18 protein-coding genes are annotated in these 17,004 nt (G+C 62.6%); 15 read left to right on the plus strand and 3 right to left on the minus strand.

The annotated features are described in order from the left end of the window. The first annotated feature begins 102 nt into the window (after positions 1 to 102). From dctP to ABGX75_RS00040, 8 genes are all read left to right on the plus strand, one after another. Complete coding sequence (gene dctP, locus ABGX75_RS00005; protein WP_347410916.1) at positions 103 to 522, plus strand: TRAP transporter substrate-binding protein DctP; 420 nt, start codon at positions 103 to 105, stop codon at positions 520 to 522. Between the two features lie 67 nt (positions 523 to 589). Continuing rightward, positions 590 to 1,123 (plus strand): TRAP transporter small permease, encoded by a 534-nt coding sequence (locus ABGX75_RS00010; protein WP_011507771.1) that lies wholly within the window; start codon positions 590 to 592, stop codon positions 1,121 to 1,123. A 4-nt stretch (positions 1,124 to 1,127) separates the two neighbouring features. Continuing rightward, the gene (locus ABGX75_RS00015) at positions 1,128 to 2,408 is read left to right on the plus strand and encodes a TRAP transporter large permease (RefSeq protein ID WP_110061720.1); all 1,281 of its coding nucleotides are present in this window, start codon (positions 1,128 to 1,130) and stop codon (positions 2,406 to 2,408) included. A 33-nt stretch (positions 2,409 to 2,441) separates the two neighbouring features. Continuing rightward, on the plus strand, positions 2,442 to 3,578 hold the full coding sequence (locus ABGX75_RS00020; protein ID WP_011507769.1) for a mandelate racemase/muconate lactonizing enzyme family protein: 1,137 nt from the start codon (positions 2,442 to 2,444) through the stop codon (positions 3,576 to 3,578). A gap of 2 nt (positions 3,579 to 3,580) precedes the next feature. After that, complete coding sequence (locus ABGX75_RS00025) at positions 3,581 to 4,444, plus strand: amidohydrolase family protein (protein ID WP_110061754.1); 864 nt, start codon at positions 3,581 to 3,583, stop codon at positions 4,442 to 4,444. Positions 4,445 to 4,564: 120 nt separating this feature from the next. Further along, positions 4,565 to 5,368 (plus strand): NAD(P)-dependent oxidoreductase, encoded by an 804-nt coding sequence (locus ABGX75_RS00030; protein ID WP_347410915.1) that lies wholly within the window; start codon positions 4,565 to 4,567, stop codon positions 5,366 to 5,368. A 38-nt stretch (positions 5,369 to 5,406) separates the two neighbouring features. Beyond that, entirely contained in the window at positions 5,407 to 6,435 is a 1,029-nt protein-coding gene (locus tag ABGX75_RS00035) for an Ldh family oxidoreductase (protein ID WP_347410914.1), read from the plus strand. Between the two features lie 203 nt (positions 6,436 to 6,638). Then, on the plus strand, positions 6,639 to 7,361 hold the full coding sequence (locus tag ABGX75_RS00040; RefSeq protein ID WP_110061722.1) for a FadR/GntR family transcriptional regulator: 723 nt from the start codon (positions 6,639 to 6,641) through the stop codon (positions 7,359 to 7,361). Positions 7,362 to 7,416: 55 nt separating this feature from the next. On the opposite strand, the gene ABGX75_RS00045 is transcribed toward ABGX75_RS00040, so the two are convergent. Both ABGX75_RS00045 and ABGX75_RS00050 read right to left on the minus strand, forming a co-directional pair. Next, the gene (locus tag ABGX75_RS00045; RefSeq protein ID WP_110061723.1) at positions 7,417 to 7,944 is read right to left on the minus strand and encodes a YgjV family protein; all 528 of its coding nucleotides are present in this window, start codon (positions 7,942 to 7,944) and stop codon (positions 7,417 to 7,419) included. Positions 7,945 to 7,974: 30 nt separating this feature from the next. Further along, the gene (locus tag ABGX75_RS00050) at positions 7,975 to 8,922 is read right to left on the minus strand and encodes an AEC family transporter (RefSeq protein WP_011507764.1); all 948 of its coding nucleotides are present in this window, start codon (positions 8,920 to 8,922) and stop codon (positions 7,975 to 7,977) included. Positions 8,923 to 9,208: 286 nt separating this feature from the next. On the opposite strand from ABGX75_RS00050, the gene ABGX75_RS00055 reads away from it, so the two are divergent. Together ABGX75_RS00055 and ABGX75_RS00060 are read left to right on the plus strand one after the other, a co-directional pair. Next, positions 9,209 to 10,078 carry an alpha/beta hydrolase gene (locus ABGX75_RS00055; protein WP_110061724.1) on the plus strand — a complete coding sequence of 290 codons (870 nt, stop codon included), beginning with the start codon at positions 9,209 to 9,211 and terminating at the stop codon, positions 10,076 to 10,078. 40 nt (positions 10,079 to 10,118) lie between these two features. Then, positions 10,119 to 11,162: a patatin-like phospholipase family protein gene (locus ABGX75_RS00060; protein ID WP_347410913.1), complete on the plus strand. Its 1,044-nt coding sequence runs from the start codon at positions 10,119 to 10,121 to the stop codon at positions 11,160 to 11,162. A gap of 16 nt (positions 11,163 to 11,178) precedes the next feature. Here the strand turns inward: ABGX75_RS00060 and ABGX75_RS00065 are convergent, their stop codons facing one another. After that, entirely contained in the window at positions 11,179 to 11,772 is a 594-nt protein-coding gene (locus tag ABGX75_RS00065) for a Smr/MutS family protein (protein ID WP_043558534.1), read from the minus strand. Positions 11,773 to 11,901: 129 nt separating this feature from the next. Between ABGX75_RS00065 and prmB the strand changes: the two genes are divergently transcribed. The 5 genes from prmB to phaC all read left to right on the plus strand — a co-directional run bounded on the left by prmB (position 11,902) and on the right by phaC (position 17,004). After that, the gene (gene prmB, locus ABGX75_RS00070) at positions 11,902 to 12,855 is read left to right on the plus strand and encodes a 50S ribosomal protein L3 N(5)-glutamine methyltransferase (RefSeq protein ID WP_110061726.1); all 954 of its coding nucleotides are present in this window, start codon (positions 11,902 to 11,904) and stop codon (positions 12,853 to 12,855) included. 17 nt (positions 12,856 to 12,872) lie between these two features. After that, on the plus strand, positions 12,873 to 13,958 hold the full coding sequence (gene aroC / locus ABGX75_RS00075) for a chorismate synthase (protein WP_110061727.1): 1,086 nt from the start codon (positions 12,873 to 12,875) through the stop codon (positions 13,956 to 13,958). 96 nt (positions 13,959 to 14,054) lie between these two features. Next, on the plus strand, positions 14,055 to 14,387 hold the full coding sequence (locus ABGX75_RS00080) for a hypothetical protein (protein ID WP_309105282.1): 333 nt from the start codon (positions 14,055 to 14,057) through the stop codon (positions 14,385 to 14,387). A 106-nt stretch (positions 14,388 to 14,493) separates the two neighbouring features. Further along, positions 14,494 to 14,946, plus strand: coding sequence for a phasin family protein (locus ABGX75_RS00085; protein WP_011507757.1), 453 nt, complete (start codon positions 14,494 to 14,496; stop codon positions 14,944 to 14,946). A gap of 204 nt (positions 14,947 to 15,150) precedes the next feature. Further along, positions 15,151 to 17,004, plus strand: a complete 1,854-nt coding sequence (gene phaC / locus ABGX75_RS00090; RefSeq protein WP_347410912.1) for a class I poly(R)-hydroxyalkanoic acid synthase — start codon at positions 15,151 to 15,153, stop codon at positions 17,002 to 17,004.

Raw genomic sequence — 17,004 nt, forward strand, 5'->3', positions numbered from 1 at the left:
TCGTGGTCGCTTGTTTATGCAGCTTGATGTCCATGAACTTGCTCCCGGATGAATTGCTGAAGAAGCTCTCTCGCTGCTAGCAGAGGATAACTTCTATAGGCGATCCTATCATCCGGGACCCTACAGTCACTCAAGACAGGCGTCATCGACGGCGCCGAGAACAATTATCCATCTTATGAGTCCAGTGGCCACTATGAGGTGGCAAATTACTACTCGTTGACCGAGCACTTGATCCTTCCCGAGTGTTTGTGTGTTGCCAAGGCGAGTTGGGAAGAGCTCAGTGAGAAAGACCGGCAGGCGATACGCGAAGCAGCCGAGGATGCTGCCAAGGAGCAGCGCGCGCTCTGGGAGGAAGGTGTTCAGGCGAGCAAGCAGAAGATCCTGGACGCCGGGGTGAAGATCAACGAGGTGGATGACAAGTCGGCGTTCCAGGCCAAGATGCAGCCGATCTACGACCAGTTTGTTCAGGAGCACCCGGAACTGGAGTCGCTCGTGACGGATATTCAAGATGCGCAGAGCTGATCCGCAGATGCCATGAAATGCTCCGGGCCGGATCAGGCCCGGAGCGGTCTTGAGAGGGTTTAAAATCGTGAGCTCATTCTCCGAGAAAATGAATGACCAGAGCCCCGCTTCGGCATCGCGAACAGCATTCGATGGCTTTCTGGACGGCATTGCCCAACTTTGCATCATCGTGTCGGGTATCTTGCTGGTTTTCTTGATTGCGACGTTTGGCTGGTTGGTCTTCGGCCGTTACGTGCTCAATGACACGCCGACATGGGTGGAACAGTCCTCGCTCCTGATCGTCGTTTATATCACCTGTCTAGGGGCTGCCGCCGGTGTGAGAAACAATACCCACCTTAGCATCGACTTCGTGCGTGAAGGGCTGCCGTATTTGCCACGCGAGATCATGCGCTATATCGCTGACCTTTTCGTCACGTGTTTCGGTCTCTTCATGGCCTGGCAAGGGTGGCACCTGGTCCTGGAGAACCTGGAGCGTCCCATTCCAATGATCGGATTTTCCGAAAGCTGGCGTGCGGCACCATTGGTGATCTGTGGCGTGCTGATGGTTCTGTTCTCTTGCACCAATATCGCCAAGCGCCTGCTCAAGTCACGGAAGGGGTGACCTCATGGGACTCATGATTCTGTTCGGCCTGTTCTTTCTGGGTCTCATCGTAGGTGCGCCAGTGGCCTTCGCTGTCGGTCTGGCTGCGGCGGGAACCTTTCTCTACGAAGGGCTGCCACTTTTCGTGGCTTTTCAACGCATATTGTCGGGAATCTCGGTCTTTTCCTTACTGGCCATACCGTTTTTCATCTTTGCCGGCGAACTGATGCTGCATGGCGGCATATCCACTCGCCTGGTACGCCTGGCATCCGCTGCCGTAGGGCGTGTGCGGGGTGGTCTGGGAATGGTCAATGTCAGCTCCTCGATGCTTTTCGGAGGCATCTCGGGGTCTGCAGTCGCTGACACATCCGCACTGGGTTCGATCCTCATCCCGGTCATGAAAGAGAAAGGTTACGACGCCGATTATGCGGTCAATGTCACGGTTACCTCGTCGATTGCGGGTGTCGTGATTCCTCCCAGTCATAACATGATTCTCTATGCCGTCGCCGCCGGGAGCGGCATCTCGATCACCCAGCTGTTCATTGCCGGTATCGTGCCGGGGGTGCTGATGTGTCTGGCATTGGCCGTGGCTGCATATGTCGTGGCGGTCAAGCGTGGTTACCAAGGCGAGGCATTTCCCGGGTGGTCGGCATTGATGCTCAGTTTCGTGGCTGCGCTGCCCGGTCTGATGACGGCGGTGATCATTGTCGGCGGGGTGCTGTCTGGCGTTCTGACGGTCACCGAGTCCGGTGCCTTCGGCGCTATCTACGCCATCGTCGTCACGGGACTGGTGTACCGTGAATTGCGCTGGGAACCGTTCAAGCAGGCGGTCTACCAGGCGGTACGCACGACCTCGCTGGTGATGATCCTGGTGGGATGTGCCTCGGCATTCTCGTACCTGCTGGCACTCTATAGCGTACCGCAGCTGCTGACCGACGCACTGTTGAGTATCTCCGAGAATCCTTACGTGATCCTGCTGATGCTCAACCTGATATTGCTGGGTCTCGGCATGATCATGGACATGGCGGCACTGATCCTGATCTGCACGCCGATATTCCTGCCGGTTGCCGAAGAGTTCGGCATGGACCCCATTCAGTTCGGCATCATCATGATGATGAACCTTGGGCTGGGACTATGTACTCCCCCGGTAGGGTCTTGTCTTTTCGTGGGTAGCGTTATCGGCAAGATCAAGATCGAACAGGCGGTACGTACCATCTGGCCGTTCTATCTAGCGCTGTTTGCGGTGTTGATGCTGGTGACCTACGTGCCGGCGATATCGCTGACGCTGCCCGGCTTCTTCCAGTGACATCTTCCTCTTCTCGCTCATGGATCGCCCTACATGAAAATCGAAAAGATACATGCACACGTTCTCGATTATCAGCTGGAGCAGGCCTTCGAAAGTGCCTCCATGCGGTTTGATCGGCGCCAGCATTGTCTGGTCGAGGTGATATGTGACGACGGTACGATCGGCTGGGGGGAGTGCCTAGGGCCGGCCAAGCCCAATGCGGCTGTCATCGAGGCTTATGCGACCTCGATCATTGGGCGCAATCCGCTCGAGACGGAAAAGCTCTGGATCGAGCTCTATAACCGGCTGCGTGATCAAGGCCAGCGCGGCCTGACTGTCACGGCCCTGAGCGGTATCGATATCGCGTTGTGGGATATCAAGGGCAAGCATTACGGGGCGCCCGTTTCCGAACTCCTGGGCGGGCGTTTTCGCGAGCATGTGCATGCCTATGCCACCGGATCATTCAAGCGTGACGGCGTCGATCGTGTGCAGGATACGGCCGAGGAGGTCGCCGGTTACGCGCAAGAAGGGTTCTGTGGCGTCAAGATCAAGATAGGTTTCGATGTCGAAGAAGACGTGAAAGTGATTGCCGCGGCGCGCGAGGCGTTGGGCAATGGCAAGCGTTTGATGATCGATGCCAACCATGGTTACGACCTCTTGGAGGCGTTGGAGGTCGGCAAGCGTGCCGCCGCGTTCGACGTGGCATGGTTCGAAGAACCGGTATTGCCCGAGCAGATTTCCACTTATCACGCCGTGCGCGACGGGCAGCCGCTCCCGGTGGCCAGTGGCGAGAACTGGCATGGACGTTACGCCATGCTCGAGCCGCTGCAAACGCGGGCGGTGGACATCGTGCAACCCGATGTCTGCAGCGTGGGCGGCATCTCGGAAATGCGCCGGGTCGTGGATATGGCGGCCATGTTCGGTGTGCGTTTGATTCCGCATGTCTGGGGCACGGCGGTGTGTCTTGCCGCCAGCTTGCAATGCATGGCGGCCTTGCCACCCAACCCGCCGCGACGCCGGCCCATCGAGCCGATCATGGAGTTCGATCGTACGCACAATCCTTTCCGACAGGCCGTGGTGAAAACGCCGCTCGAACATGACGGTGGCGTCGTGCAGATACCCGATGGACCGGGGCTGGGCATCGAGATCAATCGTGATGCATTGCGCCAATTCGCTTTGAAGGAGGCATGAGCGTGTCCGATCTTCCCGCCAACACTCGCCCGCTTGATGGCCCGGCACCCAAACTCAAGGCGCCGCCCGGTGCGACCGACTGTCATATCCATCTGTATCTGCCGGGCTTCGATGCCCAGCCCGGTGGTCCGAAGATTCCCGAGCTGGCAACGGTCGAGAATTACCGACAGATCCAGCGTTGGCTGTCGCTCGAGCGTGTGGTGGTCACTCAACCCAATGCCTACCAGCGTGACAATCGCGCCTTGCTCACGGCGCTGGGCCAGTTGGGCACTGACAGCGCACGCGGTGTCGCGGCAGTGACGCCCGAGATATCGGACAGCGAGCTTCGGGACTGGCATGACAAAGGGGTGCGCGGTGCACGGATCATGAACCTGCCGGGGGGCGCCGTTGCCAGCGATCAGATGCTCGAGGTCGAGCAACGGATTCGCCCGATGGGCTGGCATCTGATGGTTCAGTTCAATGGCTGCAAGTTGAACGATTACCTCGCGGATCTGCAGCGTATCGAGGGCGAATACATCATCGATCATATCGGCAAGTTCATGCCGCCGGTGTCGGCGGACGACCCTCGGGTGGATGACATTCTGCGGCTGCTCGATCGCGGCAATGCCTGGTTCAAGATATGTGCCGGCTATGAAGCCAGCCGGCTCGGCGGTCCCGACTACGCGGATGTCGGGGCGATCGCCAAGCGGGTCATCGGCCATGCGCCAGAGCGCATCATCTGGGGGAGCAACTGGCCGCACGTCGGTGTGCCGCGCGAGCAATACCCCGACGATGCCGAGCAGCTCGATGTCCTGCTCGACTGGGCGTCCCCCGAGGTGCGCCAGAGAATACTGGTCGATAATCCGGCGACGTTGTATGGCTTCTGATACAGGGTTGCGGATACAGGGCCGCTGTTGGCATGCGAGCACCGAGAGGTGAAGTGAACGCACGGGATACGCGCATGGCGCAATGCTTGCCCGGCGATGACTCGAACAATGGAGGAAAGAATGCTCAATCGTTTGTTGGTGACCGGGGCTGCTGGTGGTGTGGGGAGTGCGATTCGCCCACATCTTGGAACGCTGGCGCACGAGGTCCGTCTGTCGGATATCGCCGATCTCGGCGCGGCCGAGGCGCACGAGGAGATTGTTGCCTGCGACCTGGCCGATGCCCAGGCCGTTCATGATCTGGTCAAGGATTGCGACGGTATCATTCACCTCGGTGGGGTGTCGGTGGAACGTCCCTGGAACGATATTCTCCAGGCCAACATCATCGGCGCCTACAACCTGTATGAAGCCGCCAGGAACCTCGGCAAGCCGCGCATCGTGTTCGCCAGTTCCAATCACACCATCGGCTATTATCCACGCACTACGCGAATCGACACCGAAGTGCCGCGCCGTCCCGACTCGCTGTATGGCTTGTCCAAGTGTTTCGGTGAGGATCTGGCGAGCCTGTATTACCACAAGTTCGATATCGAGACCCTCAACGTACGCATCGGTTCGTGTTTTCCCAAGCCCAAGGACGCGCGGATGATGGCCACCTGGCTGAGCGTCGACGACTTCATGCGCCTGATGAAGCGTTCCTTCGTGGCTCCCAAGCTGGGGTGCACCGTCGTCTATGGTGCCTCGGCGAATACCGAGTCGTGGTGGGACAACGACAAGTCGGCATTTCTCGGCTGGGTTCCGCAGGACAGTTCGGAAATCTGGCGGGAGGAGATCGAACAGCAGGCCGGCGAGATCGACCCTGACGATCCGGCAGTCGTCTACCAGGGCGGCAAATTTGCGGCGGCGGGGCATCCCGACGACGCTGAGTAAACGAGGCGACGACCTGTTCGGTCAGTGGGGGAACGTATATGGATGAGCACGTACGGCTGTCGATGGATGAGGCCTGGACGCTGAGCGTCGATGTTCTTGAGCAAAATGGCTTCTCCCAGGACCAGGCGGCTGCCATTGCCCGCAGCGTGGTGGCCGCGCAGCGGGACGAATGCCACTCGCATGGGTTGTATCGATTGCTGGATTGCGTGCGCACCGTTCGGCATTGCGGTGTCGAGCCTCGGGCCGTTCCCGAGGTTCACGACCAGGCGCCCGGTGTGATCAGTGTCGATGCCCGAGGCGGCTGCTCGCTTCTGGCATTCGAGAAAGGGCGTCAAGCGCTGGTCGAGAAAACCCGTGACCATGGTGTGGCGGTACTCGCCGTCAACGATGCCTTTCACTTCTCGGCCTTGTGGACTGAAGTCGAGTCTCTGGCGGATCAAGGCCTGGTAGCGTTGGCCATGACACCGAGCCACGCCTATGTGGCTCCGGCCGGCGGTACCTCGGCGTTATTGGGCACCAACCCCATCGCCTTTGCCTGGCCGCGCCCCGATGGCCTTCCGTTCGTCTTCGACTTCGCGACCAGCATGGTCGCACGCGGTGAGGTCGAACTGCACCGCCGGGCCGGTGAGTCGATTCCGGAAGGCTGGGCGCTCGACGAGAGGGGACAGCCGACGACCGAGCCAGAGGCGGCGCTGGCCGGAGCGCTCCTTCCGTTCGGTGGTCACAAGGGGACCGCATTGTCGATCATGATCGAACTTCTGGCCGGGCCACTCATCGGCGATCGTCTGGGCCATCAGACCCATCCGGCGGATGGCAGTGACGAAGGAACGCCTCGGCATGGTGAGTTCATCCTGGCCATGGACCCGCACGTCTTCCTCGGTGGGGATGTCGACTTGCGTTTACAGCAGGCCGAAGCCTTGTTCGAGGGTATCACTGCCCAAGGGGCTCGCTTACCATCGCAGCGACGACATGCGGCCAGGGCGCGTAGCCGAAGCGAGGGTATGTCAATCCCTTCCGGGTTGTATGCGGAACTGGTGCAATTGAGGGATAGTGGCGATCAAGCGTGAACAAAGGGGCGAGTCCCACCGGCGCGAAGGTAAAGAAAAACTGATGCCGGGACCCAGCTGCTCTACGCGAGTCTCACTGTCATGCAGTGCAGTGATGCCATCGCGATGCAGTATTTGATTCCGGGGTGGGGGTCGAGCTCGAATGCCTGGTATTGGTCTGCCAAACGAATAAAGAGTAAAAATCATCATGCGAAATACGCAATATGAACTCACTTGACGTTAAACGTGTCTCCCAGCAGGGGAGCCTGTCCCAGCAGGTCTCGCAGCAACTCGAAGCGATCATCTCCCGAGGAGAGATCGCCGTCGGCGATAAACTGCCGCCGGAGAACGGCCTGTGCGAGATGTTCGGCGTCAGCCGTACTGTCATACGCGAGGCCATCACGCACCTCAAGTCGCTCGGCCTGGTCGAGACGCGGCGCGGGATCGGTACGCGCGTTCTGCGTGCGGCGCCGGAAGAAGCGTATCCCGCCAAGCGCATCAGCCTGACGACGGTCGAGGACATTCTGGGCATTCTCGAATTACGCCTGACCCTGGAGCCGGAAGCCGCCGCGCTGGCGGCGGCACGGCGCGACGATGCGGATCTCGAGCGGCTGCGACAGGCGCACGCGCGCTTCATCGAGGCCTTCCAGCATCGGTCGCAGGCGAGAGAGGAGGACTTCGCCTTTCACTTCGCGGTGGCCCAGGCGACCCACAACCCGGCGTTCACGACGGTGTACGAGCAGTTGAACCTGGGCGCCATTCCGCGTGCCAAGCTGCTTTCGGTCGAGCTCGATACGGCGGCGACGCATCGGTACCTGGAACGCGTCGCCCAGGAGCACGCGGATATCCTCGAAGCGATCGTGGCAGGCGACGAAGAGGCCGCACGCGAGGCGATGCATCATCATTTGAGCCGCGCGAGCGCAACCTATGCGTCGTATCGCACCTGAGAGACTGCCACGGGGCGAGCGCGTTTCGGCCAAGCCGTATCGCCGAGTGCACTGCTCATTCGAACGCTTGCGGGTAGCGACGCTTGGCGCGGAACAGGCGGTAGATGGTGACGGCGTTGGTGACGAATACCAGCGCCTCGGCCAGCATGCCGCCCACGGAGCCCACCAGCGCATGACTGAGAAACCATGACGACGCCGCCACGCCGAGCGCGACGCGCATGGCGATGCCACTCAGCAGGAACATGCCCACCGTGCCCACCGCCATGGCCACGACGGCGGGAAGGTCCGCCCAGCCTTGCCAGGTCAGCAGGGCGGCCACGCCGCTGGCGACCAGCACGCCGGCCATGACGCTCCTGCTGCCCGGATAGCGTCGGGCGAGCGCGATGCGCACGATCACCAGTACCGTCAACGCGGCGGCGGTCCAGCTCGCGAAGAGAACGAACTGTAACGCGAACGCCACGTTGGCGGAGAGCAACAGCACCATCAGCCGATCGTCCCGCTTGCTGGAGAAGGCCAGAAGGCAAAGTATCAACGAGACCACGCCGAAGAACTGGCCGGCCAGGGCGCTGTAACTGTCGAGCATGTAGCGGTTGACTCCTTGTCGTGTCGAACCCTAGATCCATCCCGCGATGGTCAATATGAAAACGCCGGCGCTGAGCGTGAACAGCGAAGCGAAGGTAGTGATCACGATGATGTTGGCGGCCAGCTTGGCGTTGGCATTGACGGCCTTGGCCATCACGAAGCTGGCGGCAGCCCCCGGGGTTCCCAGAAACAGGAAGAGCATGCCCAGCTCCCGTCCGCGGTAGCCGAGCGCATAGGCGCCCAGTACACCCAGCAGGGGAATCCAGACGATTTTCCATAAGCTGGCATCCAGGGCCGGACCGCTACTCTGCTTGACGGAACTGAACGACAGCGTGCCGCCGATGCAGACCAGGGCCAACGGCAGAGACATGGCGCCGAAGTAATCGCCCGAGGTCATCAACCACTCGGGCAGCGGGACCTGGAAGTAGGCGAAGGGCATCGCCAGCAACACGCTGAGAATCAACGGGTTCCTGGCAACATGCTTGAGGATGGAGCCGAGGCCCGAGCGTGCGTTGGCACTGTAGTACGCGAGGATGATCGCCGCCAGTACGTTGTAGACGATGATGATGCCCCCGGCCATGATGCTCCCCAGCGATAGGCCGTAGTCGCCGTATTGGCTCGCAGCGAGGGCCAGGCCGACGATGCCGCAGTTGCCGCGAAACGCACCCTGGGCGAAGACGCCGCGGTCGGCGAAGGGGCAGCGCCAGATGGCCCAGCCCCAGGCCAGGAAAAAGCTGAGAACCGAAAAGCCCAGGAAATAGACGATGAGCCCCGGTTGCAGGGCGACGTCCAGGTCGGCCCGGACGATACTCAGAAAGATCAGCGTCGGCATGGTGGCGCGAAACACCAGGGCCGAGGCGGTGGAGATGAAGTGCGCGTCGATCCAGCCGATGCGCTTGAAGAGAATGCCCAGGAACACCATGGCGAAGACGGGCAGCGTGACTTGCAGCGTTTGCGAGAAGACGGCCAGCAGGTCCATGGGCGGTCAGCTTCCCTGTCTTGCCAGCACGAAGCCCACGATGAGTGCGATGGCCACGACGATCCAGAAGAGCGTATTGCGCAGGCGGGTAGGGCGAGACGGGCGAGATCTTGGCACGATGGATCCTTGTTCCTTGGTCGGCTTGGGAAACGAGAAGGTTTATGGTAAACCCGTTAGCCTGCTAGGCCCAGCGCGGCGACGAGGTTCGCTGCTCCGGTGCCGTTATGTCACCTGCGACGATGTGCCGATCCCGGCATGTCGAGATCGATGATTTGTTGGAGTCCTCATGCGCGAACCCGAATCCCTGACCCTCGCCCATGGGCGACTCGCGGCCCTGGCCTGGGGCGATCCCGAGGCGCCGACATGGCTGGCGCTGCATGGCTGGCTGGATAACGCCGAGAGCTTCTCGCGCCTGGCGCCGTTGCTGGTCGAGGCGCTGGGAATTCGCATCGTCGCGATCGACTTTCCCGGCCACGGGCACTCGCAGCCGCGCGCCGAAGGCGGCGACTACCCGATCTGGGAGTATACGCTGGACGTGCTGGACGCACTCGATGCCCTGGGGCTGGAGTGCGCGCCGTTGCTGGCGCATTCGATGGGGGCGGCCGTCTCGTGCCTGGTGGCGGCGGCGATGCCGGAGCGTGTCGCGCACCTGGTGCTGATCGACGGCCTGGGCACCTTGACCACCGAGGTCGAGGACACCGCCAAGCAACTGCGCATGGGGCTGATCCAGCGCCGCCGCTCGCGTTCCTCGGTGCCGCGCTATCCCGACGAGGCCACTGCCATCGCGGCACGCGTGGCGGGCGGCGTGACGCCCATCGATGCCGTGACGGCCGCCCCGCTGGTACGGCGCAATCTGGACGAAGAAGATGACGGCCATGTGCGCCTGCGCTCCGATAGTCGCTTGCTGCGCCCCTCGCTAGTGCGCTTCAGCAGTGAACAGATGCTGTCGATGCTGCGCAGTATCGAGGCGCCTGTACTGTTGATCGAAGGCGAAGACGGTATCCTCGTCGAGCGGGACTATGCCCGTCGGGCCAGGGCGGCGGTGGCGAATCTCACGCGGGTCATCCTGCCCGGCGGTCATCATCTTCACCTCGAGGCCGACGCCGTCGCGGCGGTGGCCGAGGCGATCGTTGCCCATGAGCGTGACGGTGCATGAAAGACGGGGAGCGGCATGATGCGTAAAGGAGAGGGCTGAGATGGGCAAGCGTATTGCGCTGGTGTTGGGTAGCGGTGGTGCGCGTGGGTATACGCACATCGGCGTGATCGACGAGGTACGTTCGCGCGGCTATGAAATCGCCGCCATTTCGGGCTGCTCGATGGGCGCTCTGGTGGGCGGGATCTATGCCGCCGGGCAGCTCGAGGGATACCGCGATTGGGTCTGCCGGCTGGATTACTTCGATGTGCTCAAGCTGGTCGACGTGACCTGGAGCCCGATGGGCGCCATGCGTGCCAGCAAGGTCATGAACAAGCTCGAGAGCCTGATCGGAGATATCCGCATCGAGGACCTGAGCATTCCGCTGACGACCGTGGCCACCGACCTGACCCGGCAAAAGGAAATCTGGTTTCAGAGCGGACCGTTGCTGCGTGCGATTCGGGCCTCCATCGCGGTGCCCGGCATCATCACGCCGGTGCATCTCGACGGCCAGATCCTGGTCGATGGCGGATTGCTCAATCCCTTGCCGATCATTCCCACCGTAGCGGTGCATGCCGACCTGGTGGTGGCGGTCAACTCCACCGCGCAGACGTCGCGTCAGATCACGCTCGAGGAACTGCTGCCGCCCGAGGAGGCGGCCCAGGAAGTGGCGCGTGAGCGGGAACGCGAATCCCGCGGGCAGGGGTTCGGTGGCTGGCTGGGGGGCGTCCGCCAACGCGTGCAGCACATGTTCGGCAATGGCACCGACGAAGGCGACGTCAGCGAGCTCACCGAGCAGGCGGCTGCCGAGCGGGCCTGGAGCAAGCTCGACATGATGCTGGCCTCGTTCGATATCACCCAGGCAGCACTGGCCAAGTACAAGGTGGCCGGCTATCCCCCCGATATCTTGATCGAAGTGCCCAAGAGCGTCTGTGGCGCCTACGAGTTTCATCGCGCCGAGGCGTTGATTCAATTGGGTCGCCATCTGGCCGCTCAGGCCATCGATCGGTACGAAGGACGGCGCGACATGACCGTGGCGGAAGGCGATGTTCCGGATGCCCGGCGCTATCCCGTGATGTCGGGGCGGAACACGCCGTCGTCCCGCTAGCCGGCTGGTTCGCGGACTATAGAGCGTCGCCGCGACGGCGCAGCAGCACGTAGACCGCACCGGTGCCGCCATCCGCATCCTTCGCCGAGCAGAAGGCCAGCACGGATGGCCATTCGCGCAGCCAGGCGTTGACGTGGCTCTTGATGACGGGGTAATCGTCGCGCTCGCTCAACTGCGAGGCGCGAGCCTTGCCATGGACGACGAGCACGCAGCGCCACCGCTGCCCGTGGGCATCATGGAGGAAGGCTTCCAGTTGCGCGCGGGCATCGTTGACGGTGTAGCCGTGCAGGTCCAGACCGGCCTCCCAGGCGATATTGCCGCGCTTGAGTTGCGTGCGTGTGCGATAGGGGAGATCGGGCACCGCGAAGTCCAGTGCCTCGCTGGGACGCACCGGCTCCACACGGCCGTCGCTGGTGCGGCTGGTCGGCGCCTGGCTATCGGCGCTGGTCGCGGCCGCGCGGCGCTCGGCCAGGGCATCGTCGTCATCGCGGCGGCGCGCTTGTCCGGGGTCGGCGCGGTTGGCATGCAGGCGGCGCACGCCGGCGTTTTCCAGCGCCTGGCGGAACAAGTTGATGTCGGCGTCGTCGGGCGGGCCACGGCGTCGGCTCATGACGAAACTCCCAAAGGGCGGCACGGTCGGTTGCGAAGCCCCCAGTATAGCGACTTGCCAACGGCTGTGAACCGGCGCGCCGTCCGGGTACAATCGCCTGTTCCACGGAACCGCTAAACAGGACGCATCGTGCCCGCTTCCCGATCGACCCACGTCTCCACGCTCACCCTCGACGACGCTGCCCTGGCCGAGGGCCTGGTATCGCTGCGCGACTGTCTGCGCTGGGCGACCAGCGAGTTCAATGCCCACCGGCTGCACTTCGGGCATGGCACGGCGAGTGCGTGGGACGAAGCGGTGGCGCTGGTGCTGGGCGCGTTGCACCTGCCCTGGGACACCGATCCGGCGGTGCTGGATGCGCGCTTGCTGCCGCTCGAGCGTCAGCGTGTCGTGGCGCTGGTACGTCAGCGCATCGAGGCGCGTACGCCACTGCCGTATTTGCTGGGTGAGGCCTTTTTCGCCGGTCATCTCTTCGATGTGGACGAGCGAGTGTTGATTCCGCGTTCGCCGATCGCGGAGTTGATCGAGGACGGTTTTGCAGCCTGGTTCGACCAGTGGCCGCCGTCGCGCGTGCTGGACCTGTGCGCCGGCTCGGGATGCATCGGCATCGCCACGGCCCTTTACCTGCCGACGGCCGAGGTGGACCTGGTGGACATCAGCCCCGACGCGCTGGCGGTGGCCAAGGCCAACATCGTGCGTCACGACGTGGGCCACCGCGTGCGCGCGGTGACCTCGGACCTGTTCGCCGGCGTGGCCGGGCAGCGCTACGATGTCATCGTCTCCAATCCCCCCTATGTCGATGCGCGCGACCTGGCGGGCATGCCGGCCGAGTTCCGCCATGAGCCGACCCTGGCCCTGGCGGCCGGCGATGATGGGCTGGATATCGTGCGTCGCATGCTGCGCGAGGCGCGCGAGCATCTGACCGACGACGGCGTGCTGATCGTCGAGGTAGGGAACTCCGCACGCCATCTCGATGCGGCATTTCCCGAGGTCCCGTTCTTGTGGCTCGAGTTCGAGCGTGGCGGCGAAGGCGTGTTTGCATTGACCGCCGCCGAGCTTGATCAATATGCGGCGTCGTTCGCCTGATCGTTGAGGAGCGCGGAATGTCCGGTAATACATTTGGTAAGTTGTTCACCGTCACCACCTTCGGCGAGAGCCACGGCGAGGCGCTGGGGGCCATCGTCGATGGCTGCCCGCCGGGCGTGGCGCTCGAGGCCTCGGACTTGCAGCACGATCTGGATCGGCGCCGCCCGGGAACGTCGCGGCATACCACCCAGCGCCGTGAGCCCGATCAGGTGCGCATTCTTTCCGGGGTGTTCGAGGGCGTCACCACCGGGACGCCCATCGGCCTTCTGATCGAGAATACCGATCAGCGCTCCAAGGACTACTCGAAGATCAAGGACCAGTTCCGGCCCGCCCACGCCGATTACACCTACCATCACAAGTACGGCATTCGCGATTACCGCGGGGGCGGGCGCTCGAGCGCGCGGGAGACCGCGATGCGCGTCGCCGCCGGTGCCATCGCGCGCAAGTTCCTGGCCTCGCAGGGCATTCGCGTGCGCGGTTACATGAGTCAGTTGGGCCCCATCGACATCGCCTTCAAGCACTGGGAGGCGGTCGACACCAATCCCTTCTTCTGCCCCGATCCGGACAAGCTTCCCGAACTCGAAGCCTTCATGGACCAGTTGCGGCGCGACCAGGACAGCGTCGGCGCGCGCATCACGGTGGTCGCCGAGGGCGTGCCGGTAGGGCTCGGTGAACCGGTCTTCGACCGCCTGGATGCCGACCTGGCGCATGCCTTGATGAGCATCAACGCGGTCAAGGGCGTGGAAATCGGGGACGGTTTCGCATCGGTTGCCCAGCGGGGCAGCGAGCATCGCGACGAAATGACACCGCAGGGCTTTCTCTCCAACCACGCCGGGGGAGTGCTGGGCGGCATTTCCTCGGGGCAGCCCCTGATTGCGCATCTGGCACTCAAGCCGACCTCGAGCATCACCCAGCCCGGGCGCTCGATCGATGTGCACGGGGAGGCCGTCGAGGTCGTCACCAAGGGACGCCATGACCCTTGTGTCGGCATCCGGGCCACGCCGATCGCCGAGGCGATGATGGCGCTGACGCTCATGGATCATTACCTGCGTCACCGGGCGCAGAACGCCGATGTCGAGGTGAGCACGCCGCGTCTTGGCTGAAGGCGCTTCGTTCAGCCAGGCATGACCGGCGTCATCCAGAATCCAGCCCGCCTGTGTCAGGCGGGCTTTTTCGTGTCCGTCGCTCACGTTTCGGCCATGGCTCGCTACACTGAAGGCAGTCAGCAACGGGAGCAGCGCATGAAAGTCCATGTCGAGTTCGACCTCACCCCGCAGGAATTTCGGCAAGCGATGGGGCTGCCGGATGTCGAGGCCTTTCAGCAGGAACTGATGGCACATGTCCGTCGGCAGATGGAAGCCGGCGTCGAGGGCTACGACCCCTGGAGCCTCATGCAGCCGTTTCTGCAACAGGGGTTGGCCCAGGGCGTCGCGAGCTTCGGTCACTATCAGCAGATGTTGATGGACATGCTGCGTCAGGCGGAGCCCCGGCCGGATGAAGCGACTCACGGTTCGACACGAAAAAAGTCCTGAAGTCTTGACATCCAGCAATTGCAAGTCCGTCGGGGCAGGACTATTCTTTGTGCAGTGCAGCATAACGCGCACTGGCCTCGCCTAGATCCTCCAGGAGGAATTCGTCATGCAGGACAAAATGTTTAGTGCCTTCTCCGAACAAACGCGTGGCTTTTTCGAGCCCATGCGCAAGTTCAACGGTCTGATGCTGGACAACATGGAGCGAATGACCGAATACCAGCTCGATGCCATGAAGCGCTACAGCCAGCTGGGCGTGGAGCGCATGCGGGCCGCTTCCGAGGTCAAGGACGCCGAGGGCATGCGTGACTTCACGACCCAGCAGGCCGACATGCTCAACGCGCTGTCCAAGCAAATGCTCGAGGACGCGCGTGCCATGGCCGACATCAGTCTCAAGTTCAAGAGCGAACTCGAGGACATGATGGCCGAAGCCGGGCAGAACGCCGCCGATCAGGCGTCGGAAAACATGAAGTCGGCATCCGAGTCAGCCAAGGCGTCCGAACCCGCCAAGGCGTCCAGCGGCGGCAACCAGTCGTCCTCTTCACGCAGCAGCAAGCAGTAACGCGTTCGCCGAGTTCGGCAGCGTGTCCGGCAGGACGGCTGCCACTCGGCATGCCGCGCTGATGGGTAGCGCGGGTGCCACGCCGGTGCGAAGCGTTGGCGTGAAGAGCGGGTGTGAAGAGCGGGTGTGAAGAGATGGCGTGACGAGGCTCGGGAGAACAGCGCCTCGGTTCGCCTTGTCCGCAAAGCGGCCGGGAGAGAGCGTATGTGGCAAGGGCCTGAGGAGGGCGATAGCGCCTTCAGTGACCCGCACGCCTGGCAGCGCCAGGTGACTGCCTTCAACGAGCAATATCAAGCCCTCATGCAGGAGGCCTTCAATCGTCTGTGGCCCAGCGAGGCAGGTGCTTCGGTCTACGCCGATATTCAGGAGAACCTGCGTATCGGGGCGGATGCCATGATCGTCAACGCACCGGCGGTCTACACCGTGCAGATGCGTCTGGCCCAGGATCAGTGGCGAGTGTGGCAGAATGCCTTGCGCGAGATCATGGGAGAGCAGGTGCCGCCGGTGATCGAACCGCGCCCCGAGGATCGCCGCTTTCGCGACGACGCCTGGCATTCCCATCCTTTCTACCGCTTCATTCTCCAGCATTACCTGTTGTTCGTGCGTGCCATCGAGGAACTGCTCGCCAGCCTCGACGGTTTGCCCCCACACGTGCGACATCAGCTGGAATTCTATGCACGGCAATACGTCAATGCGCTGGCGCCGAGCAATTTCGTGTCCACCAACCCCGAGGTGGTACGCAAGACGCTCGAGACGCGAGGGCAGAATCTCGTCGAGGGACTCCGGCGGCTGCGCGAGGACCTGGACAACTCCGCCGAAGGACTCAATGTCGCGATGACCGATCGCAGCGCCTTTCGGCTGGGTGACAACATCGCCATCACGCCTGGAGACGTGGTCTTCGAAAACGACGTGATGCAGTTGATCCAGTACCATCCGACCACCGACAAGGTCTTCAAGACACCGCTGCTGATCGTGCCGCCCTGGATCAACAAGTACTACATCCTCGACTTGCGGTCGGACAACTCGATGGTGAAGTGGCTGGTAGAGCAAGGGCATACCGTCTTCATGATCTCCTGGCGCAATCCCGGGCCGGAGCAGCGTCACCTGACCTGGGCCGACTACATGCAGTCGGGGCCGATCGCCGCCATGGCGGCGATCGAGCAAGCCTGCGGCGAGAAGTCCGTCAACTTGCTGAGCTACTGCATCGGCGGCACGCTGGCGGCGACCACGGTCGCCTATCTGACCAGCACTCGACGTGGCCGCAAGGTCCGCTCGGTGACCTACATGGCGACCTTGCTGGACTTCAGCGATCCCGGCGAAATCGGCGTGTTCCTCAGTGAGCCGGTACTGGCCGGCATCGAGCGTCAACTGGCGCGTGACGGTTATCTCGATGGCCGGGTCATGGCCTTTTCCTTCAACTTGCTGCGCGAGAACGATCTCTTCTGGTCGTTCTACATCAGCAATTATCTCAAGGGCGAGACGCCGCCGACCTTCGACCTGTTGTACTGGAACAGCGATGGCACCAACCTGCCGGCGGGCACGCACGGCTGGTATCTCCGTCACATGTACCGGGAGAACCGTCTCATCGAGCCCGGCGGCATCGAGCTGGACGGTGTCAGGATCGATCTGCGCAAGGTGTCGACCCCGAGCTATTTCGTGGCCACGCGTGACGACCATATCGCCAAGTGGCGGACCTGCTATCTCGGTGCGCGCCTGCCCAAGGGACCACGCACCTTCGTGCTGGGAGGCGCCGGGCACATCGCCGGCATCGTCAATGCGCCGACGCGCCAGAAATACGGGTACTGGACGCGTGACGAGATGCCCGACGACCCGGATGCCTGGTTCGAGGGCACCGAGTATCGCGAAGGCTCCTGGTGGCCGCATTGGCAAGCCTGGATGACCGACAACCGCTATGCCGATCCCGACAAGACAGTGGCGGCGCGACATCCCGGTGATGGCGAGTTGCCCCCCATCGAGCCCGCGCCGGGCCGCTATGTACGGCAGACCATTCCCGAAGTGCTTTCCGGGACGGCCCCGGAAGATAGCGACTTGTCGTGA

The organism is Chromohalobacter sp., assembly GCF_039830575.1.
In the GTDB taxonomy this organism is placed as follows: domain Bacteria; phylum Pseudomonadota; class Gammaproteobacteria; order Pseudomonadales; family Halomonadaceae; genus Chromohalobacter; species Chromohalobacter israelensis.